This window comes from Mucilaginibacter sp. (assembly GCF_039925265.1).
Classification (GTDB): Bacteria; Bacteroidota; Bacteroidia; order Sphingobacteriales; family Sphingobacteriaceae; genus Mucilaginibacter.
In genome coordinates, this window is the sequence record NZ_JBDSZG010000008.1 from 168,025 (window position 1) to 192,243 (window position 24,219).

The 24,219-nt window shown below is 45.3% G+C and carries 19 protein-coding genes; 9 read left to right on the plus strand and 10 right to left on the minus strand.

The window, feature by feature from the left end:
• Positions 1-166 precede the first annotated feature (166 nt).
• A complete protein-coding gene (locus tag ABIX36_RS02795) occupies positions 167-691 on the minus strand; it encodes a YfiT family bacillithiol transferase (protein ID WP_348080642.1) in 525 nt (174 codons plus the stop codon).
• An 86-nt stretch (positions 692-777) separates the two neighbouring features.
• Between ABIX36_RS02795 and ABIX36_RS02800 the strand changes: the two genes are divergently transcribed.
• The 6 genes from ABIX36_RS02800 to ABIX36_RS02825 all read left to right on the plus strand — a co-directional run bounded on the left by ABIX36_RS02800 (position 778) and on the right by ABIX36_RS02825 (position 6,632).
• Positions 778-2,604, plus strand: a complete 1,827-nt coding sequence (locus ABIX36_RS02800; protein ID WP_348080643.1) for an FAD-dependent oxidoreductase — start codon at positions 778-780, stop codon at positions 2,602-2,604.
• A 149-nt stretch (positions 2,605-2,753) separates the two neighbouring features.
• Positions 2,754-3,089 carry a tRNA-binding protein gene (locus ABIX36_RS02805; RefSeq protein ID WP_348080644.1) on the plus strand — a complete coding sequence of 112 codons (336 nt, stop codon included), beginning with the start codon at positions 2,754-2,756 and terminating at the stop codon, positions 3,087-3,089.
• A complete protein-coding gene (locus ABIX36_RS02810; RefSeq protein WP_348080645.1) occupies positions 3,089-3,556 on the plus strand; it encodes a nucleoside deaminase in 468 nt (155 codons plus the stop codon). The genes ABIX36_RS02805 and ABIX36_RS02810 overlap by 1 nt, the downstream gene beginning before the upstream one ends.
• Positions 3,557-3,776: 220 nt before the next feature.
• Positions 3,777-4,388, plus strand: coding sequence for a superoxide dismutase (locus ABIX36_RS02815; protein ID WP_128532990.1), 612 nt, complete (start codon positions 3,777-3,779; stop codon positions 4,386-4,388).
• A gap of 214 nt (positions 4,389-4,602) precedes the next feature.
• Complete coding sequence (locus tag ABIX36_RS02820) at positions 4,603-5,601, plus strand: zinc-binding dehydrogenase (RefSeq protein ID WP_348080646.1); 999 nt, start codon at positions 4,603-4,605, stop codon at positions 5,599-5,601.
• A 2-nt stretch (positions 5,602-5,603) separates the two neighbouring features.
• Positions 5,604-6,632 carry an iron-sulfur cluster-binding domain-containing protein gene (locus tag ABIX36_RS02825; protein WP_348080647.1) on the plus strand — a complete coding sequence of 343 codons (1,029 nt, stop codon included), beginning with the start codon at positions 5,604-5,606 and terminating at the stop codon, positions 6,630-6,632.
• Between the two features lie 118 nt (positions 6,633-6,750).
• Here the strand turns inward: ABIX36_RS02825 and ABIX36_RS02830 are convergent, their stop codons facing one another.
• The 6 genes from ABIX36_RS02830 to ABIX36_RS02855 form a co-directional block, all read right to left on the minus strand.
• Positions 6,751-7,920 carry a PepSY-associated TM helix domain-containing protein gene (locus ABIX36_RS02830; RefSeq protein ID WP_348080648.1) on the minus strand — a complete coding sequence of 390 codons (1,170 nt, stop codon included), beginning with the start codon at positions 7,918-7,920 and terminating at the stop codon, positions 6,751-6,753.
• Between the two features lie 8 nt (positions 7,921-7,928).
• A complete protein-coding gene (locus tag ABIX36_RS02835; protein WP_348080649.1) occupies positions 7,929-10,409 on the minus strand; it encodes a TonB-dependent siderophore receptor in 2,481 nt (826 codons plus the stop codon).
• Positions 10,410-10,502: 93 nt separating this feature from the next.
• The gene (gene ruvC / locus ABIX36_RS02840; protein WP_348080650.1) at positions 10,503-11,090 is read right to left on the minus strand and encodes a crossover junction endodeoxyribonuclease RuvC; all 588 of its coding nucleotides are present in this window, start codon (positions 11,088-11,090) and stop codon (positions 10,503-10,505) included.
• 21 nt (positions 11,091-11,111) lie between these two features.
• On the minus strand, positions 11,112-11,750 hold the full coding sequence (gene aat / locus ABIX36_RS02845; RefSeq protein WP_348080651.1) for a leucyl/phenylalanyl-tRNA--protein transferase: 639 nt from the start codon (positions 11,748-11,750) through the stop codon (positions 11,112-11,114).
• 10 nt (positions 11,751-11,760) lie between these two features.
• The gene (locus tag ABIX36_RS02850; protein WP_348080652.1) at positions 11,761-13,692 is read right to left on the minus strand and encodes a DUF3857 domain-containing transglutaminase family protein; all 1,932 of its coding nucleotides are present in this window, start codon (positions 13,690-13,692) and stop codon (positions 11,761-11,763) included.
• A 1-nt stretch (position 13,693) separates the two neighbouring features.
• Entirely contained in the window at positions 13,694-15,619 is a 1,926-nt protein-coding gene (locus ABIX36_RS02855) for a DUF3857 domain-containing protein (RefSeq protein WP_348080653.1), read from the minus strand.
• Positions 15,620-15,743: 124 nt separating this feature from the next.
• Between ABIX36_RS02855 and ABIX36_RS02860 the strand changes: the two genes are divergently transcribed.
• The 3 genes from ABIX36_RS02860 (at position 15,744) to ABIX36_RS02870 (ending at position 20,410) form a co-directional block, all read left to right on the plus strand.
• Positions 15,744-17,126, plus strand: coding sequence for a DUF1800 domain-containing protein (locus tag ABIX36_RS02860; protein ID WP_348080654.1), 1,383 nt, complete (start codon positions 15,744-15,746; stop codon positions 17,124-17,126).
• Positions 17,127-17,200: 74 nt separating this feature from the next.
• Positions 17,201-18,400 carry a DUF1501 domain-containing protein gene (locus ABIX36_RS02865; RefSeq protein ID WP_348080655.1) on the plus strand — a complete coding sequence of 400 codons (1,200 nt, stop codon included), beginning with the start codon at positions 17,201-17,203 and terminating at the stop codon, positions 18,398-18,400.
• 156 nt (positions 18,401-18,556) lie between these two features.
• Positions 18,557-20,410, plus strand: a complete 1,854-nt coding sequence (locus tag ABIX36_RS02870) for a PAS domain S-box protein (RefSeq protein ID WP_348080656.1) — start codon at positions 18,557-18,559, stop codon at positions 20,408-20,410.
• Here ABIX36_RS02870 and hisS read toward each other — a convergent pair.
• The 3 genes from hisS to ABIX36_RS02885 all read right to left on the minus strand — a co-directional run bounded on the left by hisS (position 20,407) and on the right by ABIX36_RS02885 (position 24,217).
• Complete coding sequence (hisS, locus tag ABIX36_RS02875; RefSeq protein ID WP_348080657.1) at positions 20,407-21,891, minus strand: histidine--tRNA ligase; 1,485 nt, start codon at positions 21,889-21,891, stop codon at positions 20,407-20,409. The two genes, ABIX36_RS02870 and hisS, sit on opposite strands and share 4 nt — an antisense overlap.
• Positions 21,892-21,992: 101 nt before the next feature.
• Positions 21,993-22,670, minus strand: a complete 678-nt coding sequence (locus ABIX36_RS02880) for an OmpA family protein (RefSeq protein WP_348080658.1) — start codon at positions 22,668-22,670, stop codon at positions 21,993-21,995.
• Between the two features lie 218 nt (positions 22,671-22,888).
• Positions 22,889-24,217 (minus strand): HAMP domain-containing sensor histidine kinase, encoded by a 1,329-nt coding sequence (locus tag ABIX36_RS02885; protein ID WP_348080659.1) that lies wholly within the window; start codon positions 24,215-24,217, stop codon positions 22,889-22,891.
• Between the last annotated feature and the right edge of the window lie 2 nt (positions 24,218-24,219).

Here is a 24,219-nt window from a genome sequence, read left to right on the forward strand (position 1 = left end):
TTCGTGCCTCGCAATGACGGGCTGATTATAAAAAATAGCGATGAGTTTAAGACCCATCGCTATTTTTTGTGGAACAATTCCAGCGTTAAGGATTGGCGCGGATACCGGCCCTGAGCCTAAGGCCGTGTGCGCGTATGAGCAGAAAGCCTGGGCCGCAGGCAACGCCCTAAAACTTCTTTATGGTCTCAGTTAAATGCGCCAAATGGTGCCTGCTGTGCCATGCGTACAAGGCAAGTCCTTTTTTTAAACTAACGGTATCGCCGGATGAGGGGTGTACAAAAGTTTTATCCCACTGATCGTCAGTAAAACTTTCGAACAGGGCAACCATGTGGATGTGGATCCCTTCCAGCATCCGCAGGGACGGCTCTACCGGCAGGCGGTAGTCGGGCAGCAGCGCCCAGTCGCCTTCTTCGTAGGGTTTTATGGTTGGGTTATCTTCGGTAAGGGCCAGCTTAAAGCGCACCAGCGAGTTCATGTGGCTATCGGCCAGGTGGTGTACAACCTGCCTTAAGGTCCAGCCGCCGGTGCGGTACTGGGTATTCAGCTGGCGGTCGTTTAAGGGCATAATAGCGTTCCTAACTTTGCCGGGCAGGTTGCGGAGTTCGCTGATCCATTTACGTTTATCTTCGATGATATAGGAAACCGGGGGTACAAATTTCCCGATAGGGTACCGCATCTGCTCGTCTGTCATGTGTCTTAATTTTTCTGGAGAATATATTTTGATGTATCCATAAGGATTTGCCCTAAATTAGCGTTTTGTACTTGTTTTGTAAACTGATGATAAAAAAATTATTAACGCTGCTCTTCGTACTCCTCTCTGCGGCTGCTTATGCCGATACTATTAAAACCGATGTACTGGTAGTTGGTGGTGGTGCAAGCGGCGTGGCGGCAGCCATACAAAGTGCTCGCAGTAACGTAAAAACAATGCTGATAGAGCAGGGGCCATGGCTCGGTGGCGCTATGACGGCTGGCGGCGTTTGCATTTTAGAGGCTAACCGCAACCTGCCCAACGGTTTTTACGGCGAGTTTAGGGAGCGGATCAGAAACTTTTACAAAGTAAGGCTGGGCTACGATACCACCTTTAACGCCGTGCTTAACTTTGAGCCGTCGGTTGGGGCATCTATCCTCAAAAAACTAACAGACACGGTAAAAAATCTTACCGTAAAGCTCAACACCCCTTTTACCACTATTAAAAAAGACGGCACCGGCTGGGAAGTTACCATTACCGTAAACGGTAAAACAGATGTAATAAAAGCCAAGGCTGTTGTTGATGCTACCGAATATGCCGACGTGGCCACCAAGGCAGGCGCTATATTTAATACCGGTTTTGACAGCCGCAAGGAAACGGGAGAAGCGCAGGCACCGACGGATCCTACCAACCAGATCCAGGATATCAGCTGGGTAGCCATATTAAAAGATTATGGCCGAACGGCGGATAAAACCATTGTCCGGCCCGACAATTACGAGCCCAGCCAATACGCCTGCCTTAAACGGATAGACATTAAGAAAATGCTGAAGGCCGGCGCCCTGATTGATAACAAGTACATGATGAACTGGAACGATTGTGCCAACCAGTACTCTGTTACATCAGACGACCTCTCGCCCGAAAACCGCGCCGAAACCTTCCGCAAAGCACGACTTCATACCCTCGGGCTTATCTACTACCTGCAAACCGAACTCGGCTACAAAAACATAGGGCTTGCGGATGAATTCCCCACCAAAGACAAACTACCGCTGATACCTTACGTTCGCGAGAATAAGCGGGCCTATGGCGAAGTGCGGATGGTGCTCGATGATATTTATACACCCTACACCCGCGGCTCGAGGCTGTACCGAACCGCTATAGGCATTGGCGATGCTATACCCGGCCAGCATTACATTATCCCCGGTGCGCCAAAAATAAAGTACCCGCCTTTCCCACCATATTCTGTCCCGCTGGGCAGCATTGTAGTGAAAGACGCTGTGAACCTCTTTGTAACCGAGAAGGCTATGTCGGTAACGCATTTGGTTAATGGCAGTATTACCAACCCTGCCGTGCAGATGGCTTTGGGGCAGGGCGTTGGCGCTTCGGCAGCATGGTGCGCGTTCTTCGGCAAAACCACAAGGGAACTGGATGTACGCAAGATACAGGATGAGGTGCTCATCTATGGCGGCGCGGTGATGCCCTTTAGCGATATCCCAAAATCTGATCCGGCTTATCGCGCGGTACAACAGGTTGGCTCAACCGGCATGCTGCAGGGTTTCCGTACGGTTACCGGCACCACCGCCCAAATGCTTTTTAAACCCGATACCACGGTTTATACAGCAGAAGTGAAACCGTTTTTAAACGAAATTTACACACGCTCGTTCCTGTGGTTCAACAAAACCCAGCCGGGCGATAACTTTACGGTGGGCAACCTGCTATCTTACATTAGCGAAATGTCGCTCACCGATCCGGAGACCCTGGAGCGCATCATGCGCACCAACTGGAAAACCAAATACAATTTTACCGTTGCCTTTGATACCCGCCGCCCGGTTACCCGCCGCGAGTTTGTGGTGCTGGCGAACAAGTATTTGAACCCTTTTTCGCGCAAGGTGGATCTGGCAGGGAAGATGATCAATTAATTGTGGGAGACGGATGTTCGATTTCGGATGTCAGTTCTACTCCGCACGGAGGGTGAAAAACAATCCGGGATAGCCAGCTACGCATCCCTCCACTCCAACAAAATTTATATTCCGCTTCATATTTCCGCCTGCCTTCCTACCTTTACAATATGGAAACCATCAGCTGGAACGATTTTGAAAAGGTAGAGCTACGCGCGGGTACTATCCTGGAAGTATTGGACTTTCCGGAGGCCCGCAAGCCCGCCTATAAACTCAAAGTCGATTTTGGGCCGCTGGGGATTAAACAATCCAGCGCGCAGATCACTAAAAATTACAGCAAAGAGGAATTGCCGGGCAGGCAGATCATGGGGGTGGTTAACTTCCCTAAGAAGCAGATCGCTACCTTTATGTCGGAGTTTTTGGTTACCGGCTTTTCCGATGAGAACGGCGATATTGTATTGGCCACTATTGATAAACCAGTGCCTAACGGCAGTAAATTAGTTTAATGAAATATTTTACTTTTGGCGACGAGCCGGCTATATCGCCGGATGAGTTTTTTATGAACGAAGCCCTGAAAGAGGCGCGTTTGGCACTAAAGGAGGATGAGATCCCGATTGGCGCGGTGGTGGTTTGCAAAGGGCAGATCATTGGCCGCGGGCATAACCTTACCGAGCGGCTGAACGATGTATCTGCCCATGCCGAAATGCAGGCGCTTACTGCGGCGGCCAACTATATGGGCGGCAAGTACCTGCCGGAGTGTACGCTATATGTAACCATGGAACCCTGCGTAATGTGCGCGGGCGCATCCTATTGGTTCCAGGTGGGCAGGATAGTTTTTGGCGCCTATGATGCCCAGCGGGGCTTTGGCCGGCTCAACCAAACCATCACCCACCCCAAAACGGTGGTCACCGGCGGCATCTTCGAAAACGAATGCGCGCAGTTGGTGAAGGATTTTTTTAAGCGGAAGAGATAGTTTTGGTTCATGGATGATGGTTCATAGTTCATAGCCGGAAAATATTAATGATTATTGGGCCATAAATTTAATGACCGCTATTGTGAACCATTGGCCATGAACCATCACCCATGAACCATCACCCATGAACTATCAATAAATGACATTCATTTAGAACAAAAAGCCGATTCCAACCTTATATTTGCTCATCACAACTTGTAAAACTTAAAAACTGAATATTATGGCATTTACACTACCGGCGTTATCTTACGCTACCGATGCACTGGAACCGCATATTGATAAAGCTACTATGGAAATTCACCATGGCAAGCACCACCAGGCTTATGTTACCAACTTAAACAAAGCTTTAGAAGGTAAACCAGAGGCTGATGCTAAAATTGAAGACATCATTAAAAATATCTCTAAGTTCGCTCCTGCTGTTCGTAACAACGGTGGTGGTCACTACAACCACAGCCTGTTCTGGACGTTGTTATCGCCAAGCGGTGGCGGCGAACCAACCGGTGCTTTAGCAGCTGCTATTACCAGCACTTTCGGTTCATTTGCCGATTTTAAAACAAAAGTACAGGAAGCCGGCGCAACCCGTTTCGGTTCGGGCTGGGCATGGTTAATTGTTACTGCCGATAAAAAACTGGCCGTAACTTCAACCCCTAACCAGGATAACCCACTGATGGACATAGCCGAAGTAAAAGGCACACCAGTTTTGGGTATTGATGTTTGGGAGCACGCTTACTACTTAAAATATCAAAACCGTCGCCCTGATTATCTGGCAGCGATCTGGAATGTAATTAACTGGGCACACGTGTCTGAGTTATACACTAAAGCGATAGCTTAAGCCTTACCTTAGGAGAGGATTTAAAAATATATGAGCGGCAGGTTGGAAACAATTCTGCCGCTTTTTTGATTTTATCTATCTTTAACACGCTCGTTAACCACCGCGTCATTGCGAGGTACGAAGCAACCTCTGAAGAGGACAAGCCGTCGTGCAAATCCGCTTAGCTTATCGGGAGATTGCTTCGTACCTCGCAATGACGATTGTTTTTTATCCTATGAAAGCCATCGTCCTCGAATCCGCAGAAAACCCCATCGTATACAAAGATGTTGAAAAGCCAACCGCCGGCCCCGGTGAGGTATTGGTAAAGGTAAAAGCCGCAGCACTAAACCGCCGCGATTATTGGATAACCATTGGCAAATACGCCGGCATTAAGTACCCAACCATATTAGGTGCCGATGGAGCCGGAATTGTAACAGAAACAGGCGAGGGTGCTGAAGAATGGCTGAACAAGGAAGTGATCATCAACCCCGGGCACAACTGGGGAGAACATCCGGAGTTTCAATCCAAAGAATTTAAAATGCTGGGCCTGCCGGATGATGGCGCGTTGGCCGAGTACGTAAAAATAAAGGCCGAATACCTTTACCCTAAACCAGCCCACCTTAATTGGGAGCAGGCGGCAGCACTACCTTTAGCGGGACTTACCGCTTACCGCGCTTTATTTACCAAAGCCCGGATTAAAAAAGGTGATAAGGTGCTCATTATTGGCGTTGGGGCAGGCACGGGTACGTTTCTGTTGCAATGGGCGGTTGCATCTGGTGCACAGGCGTTTGTAACATCGGGTAGTGGCGAGAAGATCCAACGTGCCAAGCAGTTGGGTGCGGCAGCCGGGGTAAACTACAAAGCACAGGACTGGGCCGAAGAGCTGAAGCATTTCTCGGGCGGAGGGTTTGATATTGTGGTGGACAGCGCGCTCGGGCCCGATTTTAATAAGATCCCCGATCTGTGTAACCCGGGAGGACGAATTGTGTTTTTCGGCGGTACCGCAGGCAATATCCCCGAAATGAACGCCCGCCCCATCTTTTGGAAACAACTGCAAATATTGGGTACCACCATGGGTACACAGGAAGAATTTAAAGCGATGGTAGCTTTTGTGAACGAACACAAAATTGTGCCTGTGATTGATGAAGTTTTCCCGCTGGCGGATGCGGCAAAGGCATTCAAAAAAATGGAGCAGTCCTCGCAATTTGGCAAGTTGGTTATCAGCATTGGCTAAACATGACTTACCCCGATATATTGGAACTACGGGTAGACGGCATCAAGTGGGAAACACCCGATACCGCCACCTTTTACCTGGTAGAGAAGATACTGCGCCCTGTGCCTTATAAGGCGGGGCAGTTCCTTACGTTTATATTCGGGCACCACCATGATGAGTTAAGGCGATCATATTCATTAAGTTCCTCACCGGATGATCGTCGGTTAGCTATTACTGTAAAACGCATCAGCAATGGCGAGGTGTCCCGTTTCTTGCTTAGTAAAGTAAAAGTGGGGGATATTTTAGCTGCGGTAAAACCGGCCGGTGTGTTCACCGTCCCAGCTTATGAATCGGTGAAGGATCTTGTTTATTTTGCGGCGGGCAGCGGCATTACTCCGGTGCTATCCCATCTCAAATATATTCTTAACCGGCAGGGCAACAGCAAGCTGCACCTTATCTACAGCAATCAAAACAAAGCCAGCATCCTGTTTCACAACGAGTTGAATGAACTGGCGACGAATTATCCCAACCGCCTCAACATCACTTACCTGCTGAGCAGCGAGAGCAATCGTCTCAACAATATCCTGGTGGAGCGATTGGTGAATGAACAGCTAAACTTCCCCAAAGAGCAGGCAGAATTTTACCTCTGCGGGCCATTTGCTTATATGCGGATGATCCGGCTCACCCTGCTGTATATGGGCATCGCGCACAAGCACATCCACAAGGAAAACTTTGTATTGGAGACCGTGCCTGTGACCGGCACTGCGGTGAATTATCCACCCAGAAATATTCGCATTAACTACAAGGGGGAGCGGCACGATATACAGGTTGGAGAGAATCAATCTATCCTCCAGGCGGCTTTGCAAAACAATATCCAGCTCCCCTACAGTTGTCGCCATGGCATCTGCTCGGCTTGCGTGGCGCATTGCAAAAGTGGAGAGGTAGAGATGGCCAAAAACGAGGTCCTTACCCCTGCCGAATTGGCGCAGGGTCTCGTCCTTACCTGCACCGGCCACCCCATTACCGATGGTGTAGAAATAACTTATACCTGACCTGATTTTTAAAAATCCGCATAATTTAGCATCAAGAAAAGCAGTAAAAAGCGCAAAAAAGGCTTGTTTTTCGCGAAAAAACACGCCTTTTTTGTAAATAAAATCAGTGCTATTGGGGTTATACTTCTGCTACCTGTTGTTTATGCGTTTTACGATGGACCACATTACGCACTTTTTTAGCCTTCGATTTTTTGCGTTTACCCAGCCAGATAATAAAACCGGTTACCGGCAAAGTAGCGCAAATTAAACTTGCTAAAAACGCGATGATCTTGCCCGGAAGGCCCAGGATCTGGCCTACATGGATATCGTAATTCATTTCGTTCAGTTTCAGGCCGGCACTCTTTTTTTCGTAGTCGTAAGTCTTTAGCAGCTTGCCGTTGTACTTATCGAACTCAAAACCATCCGCGTGAGAATAGTGCATCGATTTGGCATAAGCCCCTACACCAATAGCACCAGAAAGCGCAGGGTCGTTGTGAATCAGGAACATCTGGGCATTAGGCACTTGCTTCCGCGCATATGCAAAAGCCATATCTATCACCGGTTGTTTTGCCAACCCGGAACGCTTTAGCGAATCTGACTTGGGCTCTGTTACTTCCTTGTCATAATCAACGCTCCCTAAATTAGCGGTGTTGTATATCGCCCTGCTCACCGGTTGAAAGGCAATGGCCAAACCCGATAGCGCCAAAATAATAGCGATGGATGTAGCGTAAAAACCTAACACATTGTGCAGGTCGTAGTTAACCCGGCGCCAGCGGCCGCCCCATTTGATAGTAAAGCTGCGTTTACGGTCGGTTTTACGTTTGGGCCACCATAGGATGATGCCTGTTATCATGATCGCCACAAATGCGATAGTAGAGCCACCTACTATCCAGCTACCAATTGCCGGCGGCAACAGCAGGTACAGGTGAATGTACTCTACAATAATAAAAAAGTTGGTTTGCGGCTTTTCGTGATAGGTTATTTTGGCGTTGTATGGGTCCAGGTACACATATTCGTAGCCCTCCGTACCCAAATTTGCCAATACACCGGCAGGGCGCTCAACTCCATAATAGTAGATATAATCGGGCGATGCTTTAGGATATGCTTTCTTTACAGTCGCTATCAGTTCAGATGGCTGCACGTAGCCTTTGCTTTGCGGCGTTACTGTGCGGTAGCTGTACATGGCATCCTGGATCTCATCCTGGAAACAAAAGATACAGCCGGTAAGAGCCACTATAAACACCACAAGCCCGGAGATGAATCCGAGCCAGCGGTGGCAAAAAAGTGTGACTTTCTTGAAATTCGTCATTTATCTTATTACAATTTATACGATGCAGTTAATACAAACTGACGTAGCTTTTGCGGGTTTATAGTAGTAAAACCTGTGTAGTAATGTTTGTTGGTTAAGTTGTTTCCGCTTAATGTGAAACGGTACTTAGCTCTGTCTAAAAACACAGAACTATTCAGCAAAGTGTAAGATGGCAATTCAAATGTCCCCTGGCTTGCGCTGTTAATTACTTTATTGGCACTGGCATAGTTGCCGCCAACGCTAACGCCTAACCCTTTAACGGTGCTTTGAGGTAAGCGATAGCTAAAGTACACGTTGGCTAAGTAAGGTGAACCGGCGGTAGTTGGGCGGTAACCTTCTATATCTGGATCAGATTTGGTATATTTTGAATTGTTGTAAGAAAAGCCTGCAATAATATTTACCGACGCTACCGGGCTCGCTGCAATTTCGGCTTCGAAACCTTTACTGTTTTGGGTACCGTCCTGTACGGAGCCAATAGCCGATCCGGGGATAGGGCGAATAACGTTAGTAAGGTTAATACGGTAATAGCTAACCGTCCCGTTTAATTTACCATTAAATAAAGCCATTTTAATACCTCCTTCTATTTGGTTGGCGTTTTGAATCTTAGGATTAATTAACACATTGTCGGCACCCAAAAAAGGATCGGGGTTATTAAAGCCGTTTTGATAATTAGCAAATAATGAAAGCGCCTCTTTAATTGGCTGGTATACTAAACCAAATTTTGGAGAAAATGCTGTTTGGTTGAACGGTTTCGCTGTTTGATCGCCGTTTAGGCTATAGCTGCCTTTATTTTCGTACCTGTCTACACGTACACCTACAGAGGCAATTAATTTTTCAGTAAGATTAACTACGTCTGAAGCGTATACTGCATACGTGTTCTTTTTGTAGATGTATGGATAAGCCGCTGCCGCGTTAAATGGGTTAGCATCAACCTTTTGTTTATTAAACGCCCCGTAGTCAAAAGTTGGATCATTAATAGGAGCAATGCCGTAACTATTGCCAAAGTAAATCTGCCTTGAATCCTGGCGCTGAAAATCTACACCTACTACAAAACGGTGGCGCATGGATGCCAGATCGAAATCGCCGTTGATGTTTTCCTGAACTTCGATTGCATTAAGCTTGCTGTTCGCTGTAGACTGATCGTTACGGAAGATGTAATTGTTGTTACCGGGCAGGTCTGGCAACGTGCTCGCCGGGTTATACATTTTGTCAATAGCTATTGCGGTAGCATCAGTCACCAGGTAATAATAAGGGCTTGCTCCGTTAGAAAAACTATTTGATGATGAGAATAAAGTTTGTGAGGTTAACCTGTCTGATATCTTATAGTTAGCCTGTGCAAAGTAATTTATAGTGCGTGAGTACGAGGTAATATTGTCGTTTGAATAGGCATTTTTATAATCAATGTTTAAGTCGCTAACTTTGGTAATGCCCATTTTTTTTGGCGAATCGTAAAAGAAGAAGAACGGTTTGGCTGAGTTGCGGCCAAAAAACATCTCACTTTCTAAAAGGAAAAATAATTTATCATTTGCTTTGATAGATAAGCTTGGCGCTAAAGCAAAATTGCGGCTCTTGCCATAGGTTTGAAAACTACCCTCGTAATTGTAAGCAGTATTTACGCGGAATGATACGTTTGAACCAAGCGGTGTATTCAGGTCAAGCGTGGTGCGGCTTAAATCGTAGTTACCCACAGTATGGCCAATCTCTGCACCAAAAGTTTCATAAGGCTTTTTAGTAACCCTGTTTATTAAACCCCCGTAAGAAGTTAAAATACTGCCGTATAAAGTACCTGAAGGGCCTTTTATAACTTCTATTTTATCTATGTTAACCGCATCAATGCCACTGGTAACTAAACCAGCTATACCGTTACGTACAGATGTTTGTGTAGTAAAACCACGTAATGTATAGTAGCCACCGCCATCGCCTGCGCGGCCCGTTGCATCCCATAGTTTTTGTATCCCCGGAGAATTCCTAAGCGATTCATCTACGGTAAAAACGTTTTGCTCCTTTATAAGTTCATTGGTAATTGTAGTGTAGCTTTGTGCATTTTCTAAATTGTTTAATGGGATTTTTCCCACATCTACGCTTATTTTGCGGGTAAAACGATTTGCACGGTTGGCGATAACGTTTACCTCACTCAATTGCGATAAGCTTGCGTTGATGGTTATTTGCGGTACTGTGATTGTTTGGCCGGACGTAACCGTAACCGGTATTTCAACACGTTGCACACCTACGTACGAAATGATTAAAGTGTATGTGCCCGTAGCAGCTTTAAAAGAAAACTCACCAATATTATTGGTAGTGCTACCGTAGCCGGTACCTATTAAACCTACCGATACGTTTTCGGCTACTTCGCCTTTTGCGGTAACAACCTTACCTGTAACTGTACCGCGGCGTGCCTGTTGGGCGTTTATATTTAAAGGGTTTAACAGCGCGAATATGACGGCGATCGCAGCGATCCAATGGGAAAAACAAGGTTGTGGTTGCTTCATTTTATTAAGACTAATTATAAATAACTGGTCAAAAATAAACGAAGCCTGCCATAGTTCCAAATTATTTAGAACAATTATAAATAATATCGAAATTTACTTGGAAGCGCCTTTTACCCTTGAAGTATTATCCTTTACAAAAGTCTCCCAGCCAGAATAGGATTTTTTGGTTTTACCGGAAGACGACGTGGGTACCCTTTGGAACGAGTGACAAACCGCAACAGCCAAACCGTCAGTAGCATCTAAAAAATCGGGCGTTTCGCTGAATTTAAGCAGGGTTTGCAACATAGCGGCAACTTGTTCCTTGGTGGCGTTGCCGTTGCCAGTGATAGATTGTTTTATTTTACGGGGAGCGTATTCTGTTATTACAATATTTCGCGACAGCGCGGCAGCGATGGCCATACCCTGCGCGCGACCAAGTTTCAACATCACCTGGATATTCTTGCCATAGAAAGGTGCTTCTATAGCAAGACAATCGGGTTTGTAGTTATCAATCAGGGCAACCGTTTTCTCGAAGATGCGCTGCAGCTTCAGCATGTGATCGTCAATCTTTTCCATCTTCACCACGCCAAGGCTAATAAGTTCTATTTTTGTGCCTTTCTCCAGCACCAGCCCGTAGCCCATTACCGCCGTGCCGGGGTCAATGCCTAAAATTATGCGTTCCTTGTTGTTTACTAAATCCATTTGCTGGTACAAAACTAAGCTTTAAGCGATGGATTTATGCAGAATGCCAATATAATCTTCCCGGCTTATCATCATCGCGCCGAGGCTTTCCAGGTGTTCGGTATATACCTGGCAGTCTATCAAATTGTATGCGCCGGTATTGCACAGCCATATAAGGGCGGTTTTTGAAGCATTACTCGCCAGGCTAAACATGCTCTCGCCGCAAAAAACCTCGCCAACTTTTACCCCGTATAAGCCACCAACCAAGCCACCGTCCTGCCAAACCTCTACCGAATGAGCATATCCCTGCCGATGCAGTTCGGCATAAGCGGCTTTCATATCGGCGGTTATCCAGGTGCCGTCTTGTCCCTCGCGGGTAACAGAAGAGCAAGCGGCCACTACATCGTTAAAACATTGATTGGTTGTTACGGTAAAAGTGCCCGACCGCAGCACTTTCCGCATAGATTTGGAAACATTAAGCCGTTCCGGAAAAAGCACGAACCGCTCATGTGGCGAAAACCACAGAATGGGTTCATCCTCACTATACCAGGGAAAAATGCCATTGGCGTAGGCCTGCAGCAAGCGCGGAACAGACAGATCGCCGCCTATGGCAAGCAAGCCGTCCTCCCCGGCAAGTTCCGGGTTGGGGAATAGTATGCGCTCGTCAAGCCTAAATATCATCCCGGCAAATTTATGCCTTCTTGCGTACCACCAACTTTTTATTTTGCGCCTTGGCAACGGCATCCATATAAACCTGCATCTCGGTGTATTTTGCCGCGGGCACCACCTGGCTGGTCAAGTTAAATTTAGCCGTGCTTACTACCTGGTTCTTTTTGTTATCGTAAACGTAGTTTACCTCGTAGTTGCCGTAGCTAAACTTTAGCACCTGGTTGGTTGGCAGCGTTTCTACTTCAAAGCCTTCGGGCAGATCAATAGTGGTAACGCATACTTTTTGCAGCGGGTGGTCGAAATAATAATCCGCTTTCCGTTTCTCCAATACTGGCAGTGTAAGCCTCCACAGGTCGAAAACACGTGGGCGATAAAAGTTTTTATTCCCTGCGGAGATATCCGAGAATTTCTCGTACTCCAGGTCTATATCCACCTCCTTGATGCCATCTTTATCCGTAGCCGGGTTAAGTTCAATAGTGCTTGGTTGTTTCATATTCAGCAACCGTATCAGGTACTCCTTTTGCTCATCAACCTTCATTGCCGCTATGCCTATATACTGGCTGCGGTATTCGCCGGTATTAAACATTTTTAGCTTGGCTTTTGCGCCACCTTCGGCATTCAATATTATGTGTACTTCGCTTTTAAACTGATTATCCTCACCGGTGCTTTTTGGGGTGTTTACCAGTTTGCCGCCGTCCTCGGTTATCAGCAGGGCGTTGCGGTTTTCGGTAAAGGGACCAAGCTTGCCAAAAGGCTGCGTGCTGCTGGTACACTCCAGCCAGGTGGTATCGCCCTTAAAGGGGATGCAAAGTATCTCGTGGTTAAACTGGTTTATGGGGAAGGATACATCCGCCGGTTGCTCGTTTTCACCCGCGCGGATAATGGCGTAGTACGATGGGATGTTTACCGCTTTAAGCAAAGTGTACATGTAATTGGACAAGGCTTTGCAATCGCCGTATTTTTTTTCGTCCACAAAAGAGGCCGGGAAGGGCCTAAGACCGCCAATCCCCAGCTGGATGCTCACGTAACGCATATTTTGCTGCATGTATTGGTACAAAAACTTAGCCTTTTCTTTATCGGTTTTTAAATCGGCGGTCATCTTTTGTATCTCTGCAATACGTTGCGGGCTAAGGGTGCTTACATCGGCGTTTAGCGTTTGTATCCATTTGCCAAAGTTTTGCCAGCTGCTTATGTTACCGGCCATTCCATAATATTCAAAGGCGCTGGTGGCAAAATAAACATGCGGTAATACCTGCCAGCTTTCCGCGCCGTCCTCCAGCTTTAGAGCTTTCATGTTGGCGACCTTCCACAAGTAGGTATCAGTGGTGCCTGCTGTTGTTTTATCTGGCTTTATGGTAGTATTTTTATTCATGTACCTAAAACCGGCGTTGTTATCAATAACAACCTTGTAATAAGTATTCTGAATAGATTGCTCGTCGCTTTGGATGGTCCAGCGGCCAAGGTCCATTAAGCTTTTAAAATCCTGGTCGTATATAAACTCAATGGTGGTTGGGTAGCTGGCTATGGTGTGCGATATCATCAGCAGTCTGTCGTCGCTCACGATGGTTTCGCCGGATGTGGCAGAACGATCATACATGTCGCTTTTTTTGTACTTTTTGATCATCAACCCGGCGGCATTGTACACTTTCATTTCAAAATCGCCTACGCTACTGAATTTTTTGTTGTACGATAACACCCGCTCAGCCTCGTCGTTCCCTTTATCGTTCAACACGGTAACAATAGAGTGTACCTTCATGGTAGCTTTGCCCGGTGCCTTTACATCCATTTCTTCCATATAATAGCGCACCACGGAGTTGGCATCCTCTTTTAACGAATCGGGGATGCTGGCCGCGAGGTATAATTCTACAGGTAACTTCTTATCCTGGGCAAAAGAGTTGTTAATTAAGCCGTAAACCAACAGCAATAGGGCGAATAAATATTTCAGCGCCTTCATACTATGATTTTTTTAGAACGATCTGCTCGTTCAGCATTTCGTACATGCGTTTATAAAACTCATGAAAATCCGGGTAGTCTTCTTTAAAAAATATCGATTTTTTACTTTCAACAATGTAACGCACCGCTATCGCGCCGTTCTGCTCTGCAATTAGCCGCCTAAAAGTAATGCCGGCATCGGGCAAGGCCATGCTGGCACTTTTCGGCAGCGATTCTACTTTATATCCGGCCGGTATTTTATAGTTACCAACCAGTGTAAAACTGTTGCGAGAACCAAAATCAATATCGGTAAGACGGTTCACACTTAAAAAAGGACTGGTTTTGGCGGCGCCCAATACATTGGGGTTAAAGTAAATGTAGTTATCGTCAGATCCGGTAAGATCCAGGGCAAAATCCAAAGATTGTTTCAACGGCAACGTATCAATATCCATGTCTTCCATTTTAATATTTGATATTTTCAGGCTGTTGTTGTCATCCCTCAAATAGTCTATGTATTTCTTCTCCCCCACTGTTTTGTACTTGTCAACGGCGTTCACTTTTTTATAGCCATAGTATACAAGGCTGGCTGTGCCCGCTACTTTGCTATCTGCTTTTATCTCTGCATTAACTAAAACAAAATGCCTTACCGGGTTTTCGTTTTGCAGAAATGTCATCTCGTAACTGTTGGCATCTTTATTCATTGCCAGGCCGAAAGTATTAAGCAGGTTCGATGGAATCTGGTTATACAGGTTGTACTTGTTAGTGGCATCGAGCACGTACGATTTTACGCTGTCTACAGGGATATACGCCACCAGGCTATTGAATTTATAGGAGTTAGGGTAGCCCGGGTTCACCTTGCCATTACCACGGGTACTTACTATCATGGGGTACACCTTCACGCCCGATTTTTTCAGCAAATGGCAAACCATCATGTTGATCTCGCCGGAACCGCCGGTTTTTTTGTCCCAGGCCTTATTGATTCCATCATCCGAGAACTTGTAATAATGCTCATCCCATTTCATGGTGTTTTTAACCTCTGCAAATATGTAGGCTATTTTGTCATCATCTGTTTTCAGCGTTTTTGCTTTCGCGATGATAGCTTCCTCACCGGTTAGTTTTTTACCGAGCTGGCCGCCCAAATAATCGTTTTCCATCAAGTTTGTGCCCACCTTGGTCCAGGTGTCAGAAAAGTTTTGTGAAGCGGCTCCCACATTCCTGATGCTTAACAATTGGAAAAGCAGGCGTTCGCAGTTATCCTCACGGGAAGTCATAAAAGGCTCATCGGGAATTGACGGCACGTTGGCAATGGCCCTTATCTGGGTGCCGCCTACATCTCCTTTATTGATCGCGTACGGCTGGTACCGGCTCTCCAGGTTCTTGTAATACAAAATATCCGGCACAGTGGTTTGTAGTTCGCTATAACGGTTTGGCAGGTGACTTTGAAAATACCAATCGGGGAAATCGCCCACACTGGCAGCGGTAAGGTTATATTTAAATTCTAATACCGAGCCCGCTTGTACATTAGGGAAAGAAAACACCATTGCCGAGCGGTATTTATCTATCGCCTCGGTAAATATCTGCTTCTTATCAACTTTAATTATCTCAACATTACCATTGTTGAGGTTAATGGTTTGCGCCTGCAACCCGCTGATATATTCCTCACGGTTTGCACTGTAATACTCTATGCGGATATTGGCTTCATCTTTCGCGTTAGTGTTGAAGATCTTTATCCGCTTGTGCCTGTTATACACAATATTGTATTGCTGATCGAAAAAGACATCGCCTTTATCAAATAATATCATGGCGTTTGCATCCTTCTCAAAATCACAGGATTTCAGCTCGAGGTCGGCTTTATCAATTTTGCCGAAAGCTTGGGTTGTTGGGGCTTGCTGCGCTTTAACAGTGAAGTTAATTGCAAAAGCCAGAATGAGGGTAAAGGTTTTGGTCATATAGCTAATTAGGTTAGGCCACACGAATATAACACGTGGTTTTGATATTATATAGTATCCGAAGGTTTTTTAATTAAAAATAAAAAAAAATTAAACCCTCTCTGTCTCTATCTGTCATAAGTATATGATCAGCAGTATAAAGTACATCCGGCATTTATATGCGCGGGCTGGCTTCGGCATCCGTTTTGAGGAGTTGAAGCAAGCAGAGAACTTGTCTGTTAAGCAGGCCGTAGCCGGATTGTTTAAAGCATCAGAGACCATCATCCCTGCCGATATCATAGCAGGGAACATCAGTTACAAGGATTTTTTGCAGGCAAACGAAGGCACTAAAAAGATGTTCCTGCAGGAGCAGCGCCAGCAGGAGAAAGCCCTTAATATCGACTGGATAAATAAAATGAGCACCAGCGATGCCCAGCTCCGGGAGAAAATGACGCTGTTTTGGCATAATCATTTCGCTTGCCGCACTCAAAATGCCTGGTATGCACAGCAACTAAACAACATACAACGGAACAACGCGGTGGGCAATTTTAAAACGCTGCTGCTGGAGGTATCGAAAGCTCCCGCTATGCTCCAGTTTTTAAATAACCAGCAAAATCAAAAAAATCACCCAAACGAAAATTTCGCGCGCGAACTGATGGAGCTTTTTACCATTGGCCGTGGCAATTACACCGAACAGGATGTAAAAGAATCGGCAAGGGCCTTTACCGGTTGGGGTTTTAATAAGCAAGGAAGCTTTGTTGCACGGCCAGCCTTGCATGATACCGGTCAGAAAACCTTTTTAGGCAATACCGGCAACTTCGGTGGCGAGGATATCATCAACATTTTGCTTGCCAAAAAAGAAACGGCACGTTTCATCTGCACTAAATTATACAAATACTTTGTGAACGAAACCCCGGATGCCTTGCATATAAACGCAATGGCAGAGGTGTTTTACAGCAACAATTACGAGCTAAAACCATTGTTGGAATTTGTTTTTACTGCCGACTGGTTTTATGCTGAAAAAAATACGGGCAACCTGATAAAAGCCCCTGTTGAATTTATTGTGGGGCTTAATCGCCAGTTTTATATCACCTATCAAAACCCCGATGTAGTTTTACAATTTGAGCGCGCTTTGGGGCAGGTACTGTTTTATCCGCCAAACGTGGCCGGCTGGCCTGGCGGCAGAAATTGGATAGACAGTTCATCGCTAATGTATCGCATCAAGATACCATCAACCGTGTTAAACGGCGGTGTAATTGATTTTAGCGGCAAGGTTGACCCTGAGGACGAGGCATTTATAGCTACCACCCGCAAACAAAAAGAAGCGGTAACCACCAAAGTGCAGGCCCAGGCCGATTGGGATAAGTTTTTAAACAGCATCCCCGGGGGCACAGGCAAAACTACTATTGCACAAACCATACTGGCTACCAGTATTAGCAGCAACATTACCGAGATCATAAATAAAACTACTGATACAAAAACGTTGGTGATAGAACTGGTATCAACACCAGAGTATCAATTGTGCTGAAAAATGAGCGAAGGAGTGATTGAGTGATTGTTAAATGCGATAATCTCTATTCGCTCATTCAAAATTAAAACATTATGAAAAGGAGAGATTTTTTAAGAAATTCGGCATTAGCATCTGGGGCACTTCTGATTCCGTCGTTTTTAAAGCCATTGGAAGCAATGGCCATGGGCGATATGTCGGGCTATAAAAACCTGGTTATTATACAGCTATCTGGCGGAAACGATGGACTGAACACCATTGTGCCTTATGGAAATGATATATACTATCAAAAACGCAAAACCATTGCCATACAACAACCGGATATTATTAAGCTCACCGATGTGCAGGGGCTTAATCCCAACCTATCAGCACTAAAGGAAATTTACGACCAGGGCTGGATGAGTATTATCAATTCGGTAGGGTACCCTAACCCGGATAGATCGCACTTCCGCTCGATGGATATATGGCAAACCGGCAGCGACGCCAACCAGTTCTTAACCACCGGCTGGATAGGGCGTTACCTCGATTCGAACTGTAACACCTGTACAGACCCATATGCCGCTATTGAAGTGGACGATACCCTGTCATTAGCCATGAAGGGCGTTAAAATGAAAGGCATTGCTGTAGAAAACCCGGCTAAATTATACCAGGCCACGCGCGACCCTTTCTTTAAACAGTTGGTACATCAGCATGATAGCACCCACCTTAGCGAGGATAATTTAGGCTATCTGTATAAAACCATGATAGAAACCTACTCCTCAGCAGATTATATCCAGCAAACATCAAAAACTTATAGCACCACAGCCTTATACCCGCAAACAGCATTCGCCAACCAGCTAAAAAGCGTTGCCAAATTCATTAACTCCGGTTTAAAAACAAGGGTGTATTATGTATCGCTCAGCGGATTTGATACCCATACCGGCCAGCAAAACCAGCAAGGACGGCAGCTAAAAATTTATGGTGATGCTGTCGCGGCCTTTATAAAAGACCTGAAGCAGGCCAATAAACTGGACGACACACTGGTGATGGCCTTCTCGGAATTTGGCCGTCGCGTAGAGCAAAATGCCAGCAACGGCACAGATCATGGCACCGCCAACAACGTAATGATTTTTGGCGGCAAGCTAAAAAAACAAGGTGTTTACAATAATGCACCCAACCTTTCCCAGTTAGACAACGGCGACATGAAATACGAGGTAGATTTTAGAGACGTTTATGCTACCCTGCTTGATAAATGGCTTAATGTGAACAACAGTCAGATATTGAACAAGAGCTTTTCCGGACTAAATTTTGTATAACCTACCTCTGGCCCCCATAGGCATACCTCTTCGCATTTAAATCTCTTGCCGGAATGGATTTTTATTAAATTACCATTCCTGTAAGTACTTTTCATTAATTAGCGCTATTGTTGTATTTTACATAGAAATATACCGCCGCTATAAGCCCTGCCATTAATGGAGAATATTTACAAAATTATCCTTGAAGAAACCCTCGCCGGGTACTGGGACTACCACGTTAGGGAAAACACGGTAGTGCTAAGCCCGGCATTTAAAGCCATGTTTGGCTACCAGGACCACGAGTTAGCCAATTCTACCGATACCTGGGCTAAGCTCATTGTAGAAGAGGATCGCTCCCGTATGGACGAATGTGTAGCCGGGCATTATTTAAGCCATGGCCTAAAACCTTATAATATAGATGTAAGGTACAAGCACAAGAACGGCTCGATAGTATGGATAAACACCACGGGCAGGGTAATAGAATGGGACGGCGACGAACCTGTACGCATGGTGGGTTGCCATTTAGATATCACCCAAAAGAAAAAAGCTGAACTAAGCCGCGAGATAAGCGAAGAAACGTTCCGGAACGCCTTTGAACACTCGTCGATAGGTATGGTGCTGGTATCTACCGAAGGGAAGTTTATGAAAGTAAACAAAAGCCTTTGCGCGATGCTGGGCTATACGGCCGAAGAACTGATCACCAAAACATTCCAGGAAATAACCCACCCCGAAGACCTGGAGGCCGATCTTAGTTTGCTGCAAAAAACGCTCAATAAGGAGATTAAGAACTACCAAATGGAAAAACGCTATTTTACCAATAGCGGAAAAATTATCTGGGTAGTGTTAAATGTATCGTTGGTGCTGGGTGAGGATGATGAGCCGCTTTACTTTGTATCGCAGATAAAGGATATCACCGAGCGTAAAAAAGCGGAGGAAGCGCTGCGCGAAAGCGAACGCCGCTGGGCATTCGCGTCGGAGGGCTCTGGCGGGGGGCTCTGGGACTGGGATATAAAAAATAAAATCATTTTCCACTCAGAACAGTGCATGCGGATGATCGGCATGGAAAACGATAATTTTGGTGCAGTACTGGGCGATTGGACAAGCAGGGTTCATCCCGACGATAAGGAAAAATACACGGCGGACCTTGCTAAACATCTAAACGGCGAAACCGAGATTTACACCAACCAGCATCGGGTTTTATGTAAGGACAATACCTACAAATGGATATTGGACCGGGGCAAGATAATGGAGTATGACGAGAATGATAACCCCTTACGCGTGATAGGCACCCATACCGATATCACCGAGCAAAAGAATAAAGAAGAACAGCTACGCGAAACACTTGATATGGTAAGCGGGCAAAATAACCGGCTGCTTAATTTCGCCTACATTGTATCGCACAACCTGCGTACGCACGCCAGCAATTTTAAAATGATAATGGATGTGTTGAACGACCCGCAAACTGAAGACGAAGAGAAAACAGAATTATCCGGCCACTTAATAAAAGTGTCCGAACAGCTGAACGATACCATCACCAATTTAAACGAAGTGGTGTCTATCCAAACCAATATCGATATCCATACGGCAGAAGTGAATTTGCACAGTTACGTGGAAAAAGCGATAGAATTACTGAGCAATGATATTGCGATGTGGAAGGTAGAAATAGACAACCGCATCCCCCATGACTGGACCTTGGTTTATAGCCCGGCTTATCTGGAAAGCATTATGCTTAACTTACTCAGCAATGGCATTAAGTACCGGTCGTTAACCAACCCACCTAAAATAACCATCGAGTATTTCCATGAACAAACCGGCGGGCATGGTTTTATTGTTGCTGATAATGGCATCGGCATCGATCTGAAGAAAAACGGCGAAGATTTATTTGGCATGTACAAGACCTTTCATGGCAACCGCGATGCCCGAGGCATGGGGCTCTTTATCACCAAAAACCAGGTAGAATCTTTCGGCGGCAAAATAGAAGTGAGCAGCGAATTGGGTAAAGGGACAACATTTAAAGTTTATCTTAATTAATCAGCCAAACGCGCTAAAATATCTTCAGCAGATAATTTCTCCTGCACACCGCTTTCCATATTCTTAAAGGCAAGTAGGTCGCTTTGCATTTCGTCGCTGCCTATCAATACGGTATAGGGGATCTGTTTACTATTGGCGTAATCCATCTGCTTCTTGATCTTGGCACCTGCGGGATACAACTCAGCACTTACGTTGCTATCGCGAAGTTTTTGCAGCAATGGCAAAGCATAGATTTCGGCCTGTGCGTCAAACGCTATGATGAGCACTTGCGTACTTGTTTCAGCAGATGCCGGGAACAGGTTCAGCTCTTCCAGCACGTCGTAAATACGATCGGCACCAAAAGAGATACCCGCGCCCGTTAGGCCTTTTAAACCAAACATACCGGTGAGGTCGTCGTACCGGCCGCCACCACCAATACTGCCCATGGCAACTTCGTTAGTCTTCACCTCAAAGATAGCACCGGTGTAGTAGTTTAGTCCACGGGCCAGGGTGATATCTAATTCCAATACCGCCTTTTTAAGGGGCGTATATTTTAAATAGTTAAATACAGTTTCCAATTCTTCGCAACCTTGCAAACCTATTTCCGAAGTTTTTAAGGCTGCGCGAAGTTTTTGTAATTTCTCTTCGTTGCTGCCTTCCAGCAGGATAACGGGCTTCAGTTTATCAATGTCCGCCTCTGTAAAGCCGCGCTCTAAAAGCTCCTTTACAACGCCGTCAAGCCCTATTTTGTCCAGCTTATCAATAGCTACGGTGAGGTCAATTATACTATCGTATTTATCTATAACTTGCGCTATTCCCGATAGTATTTTTCTATTATTTATTTTTATAGTGAAATCTTTCAAGCCTAACAGGCTTAAAGCTTCGTCATAGATCATCACAAACTCTGCCTCGTTTAACAAAGAAGCGGATCCAACCACGTCCGCATCGCACTGATAGAATTCGCGGTAACGGCCTTTCTGCGGCCTGTCTGCACGCCATACCGGCTGCACCTGGAAACGCTTAAAAGGGAAGGTAATTTCGTTTTGGTGCTGTACTACGTAACGGGCAAAAGGCACGGTTAGATCGTAGCGGAGGGCTTTTTCGGAGATTTCCTCAATTAAGTTTTTAGTTGAAAAAATATGATTGTACGCGTTCAGCAAATCGTTCGATATCTGGCTGGCAAACGGAACTGAGTTTCCTGCGGTTGGCTGAGAAAAACCTGTTTTAATTCCATTCTCTAATGTAGAAGCGAAGCGTTTAACGCTTACAGATTTCTCTATTGACTCACCACTATTTAGCACCTTAAATATCAACTTATCCCCTTCATCACCATACTTACCAGTAAGGGTGGAGAGGTTCTCCATAGTTGGCGTTTCTATTTGCTGATAGCCATATTTGCGGAACACGCCTTTAATGGTATCGAAAATAAAATTACGCTTTGCCATTTCGGCCGGAGAAAAATCGCGGGTGCCCTTGGGTACAGATGGTTTGATGGATGCCATGCCGCAAAGGTACAAAAAACCAACCCTATCAAAAAACAAAGCCCCTTGCTTTGGGCAAGGGGCTTGTGGGAACTATTAACTGATCCCTATTATTTTATAAATTATTGTGCGCTGCGAGCCTGATTTTTCATTTGCTCGTTGGCAACAATTACAATTTCTACACGACGGTTTTGTGAACGGCCATCAACGGTAGTATTATCTGAAATCGGCTCAGTTTCGCCTTTACCAGATGTTGATAACCTTGAGTTGGCAACATTACCGGCTGCTATGAATGATTTCACTGCTTCTGCCCTGCGGATAGAAAGATCCATATTGTGTGCATCAGAACCGGTGTTGTCGGTATGGCCAACTATTAAAATATTTGTTTGCGGGTTGTTCACCAACGACGCAGAAAGATTTTGTAAGTTGGTACGTGCAGCAGCCTTAAGTGAAGATTGATCAGTATCAAATAAAATACCTGAATCAAATTTCACCAAAATACCTTCGCCTTCGCGAATAACGGTAGCACCCGGTACGGTTTGTTTAATTTCAGCTGCCTGCCTATCCATATTACGGCCAATAAAAGCACCTGCTGTACCACCAACGGCACCGCCTATAATAGCACCTAATGCCGTATTACCTGCTGCTTTACCAATTATTGCTCCTATGGTACCACCTGCACCTGCGCCAATGGCCGCGCCTTTTTGTGTTTTTGTAAGTGAATTACAACCGGCACTTAAAACGCCTAATGTAGCTAAGGCAATACCGAACGTAGCTATCTTTAATTTTAAAGTCTTCATGTTATTTAATTGATGTGTTTTATAACAGAGTAATTGCAAAGTAAATGCCAAATTATACAGATGTTATTTAATAATAAATATCCTGCAGCAGTCGTAATAAATAATAGTGTAACAACATTTTTTTAATGTTTAGGAAAACAAACGTGAAAGAATGGCAGAAGTAGTGACTGCCGTATTTTACGACTGACTGTATTTTAGTACAGCTATTGGCGCAACACCTATTGCTTTACCAACTTTGAGGGGATAATGAGGGTAAAGGTGCTCCCTACATTCTTCTCTGAGCGCACCTGCAGTTCGATATTATGAAAAGCCGCAATCGATTTTACGATAGGCAGCCCCAGGCCAAAGCTATCCTGTTTAAGCGATTGCTTGATCTTTTTAAACCGGTTAAAAATGTAGGGCAGCTCGTCGGCATCAATGCCAATGCCGGTATCGTTTATGTTGATGGTATAATAATTTTTCACCCGCTCACCGGTAACGATGATGCTACCATCGGGCTTATTGTATTTGATGGCATTATTCACCAGGTTAAACATCAGGTTAAACAGCAAAAACTTGTTTACGTTGATCAATACCACATCCTGTGACAGCGCCAACGCATACCCAATGTTTTTGTCCTGCAGGCGAATGGAGATCTCCTCGTACAGGTCCTGCAGCATATCGGTAAGCGAGATCTCGTCTTCTTTTAAAAACTGCTCGTTCTCTATCTGAGATATCAGCAACAAAGTTTTGGTGATGCTTTTTAGCCGGTTGAGGATCTTCTGCATCTCCAGCATCCGCACTTTCATTTCATCGGCAATATCCTCCTGCTCAAACATGTTCTCTATCTTTGATTGCAGGATAGAAATAGGCGTCATCAACTCATGTGAGGCGTTGGATATAAACTCTCGCTCCTTTTGAAAAGCATGTTCGATGGTTTCTATCATTTTATGAATGCTGAGATCAAGGTGCTGAAAATCCGACGTACTGGTTTTAACCTCGCTGTATGATGTAAAACTCGGGAATTTGGTGCCTACCAGCTTAGTGCGGATGATACGGCTTAGCGGAGCCAGAATATAGTTAGAATACACCTGATCGGCAATGATGGTAAGCAATATCATCCCCAACAATATCAAGAAGGCGATATTCTGCAAAGGCCCGGTAGTGTCGTCAATGGTTTCGGTGCTTTTCCCTATCTCCAGCAGGTAATTCTTATTATCGGCCCTAAAGGTGTGGCTAAGAATTCGGTAGCCAATGGTATCGCGCTCCACACTGCGGCGCTCGTTCTGGATAGTGTCGGCGTAATAATCGGCTTCAACCTCGTCCAAACTAATGTATTCCTCTTTTAAAGGTAGGTAACTGCCATAGCTCTGGCCATCTTCAATATAGGTTTTTATCCCCCTATCCTTAACAATCTGCAAAAGCTTATCCTTTTGCTTTATCAGGCGGCTATCGGTATAGTTACGGTTTATGTTTTCGATAATGGAGGGCAGCAACAGCACAAAAAGGGTTACAATAACCAATTTTGATATGGCATTAAACAGCGTAAGTTTGGTTTTAAGTTTCAATA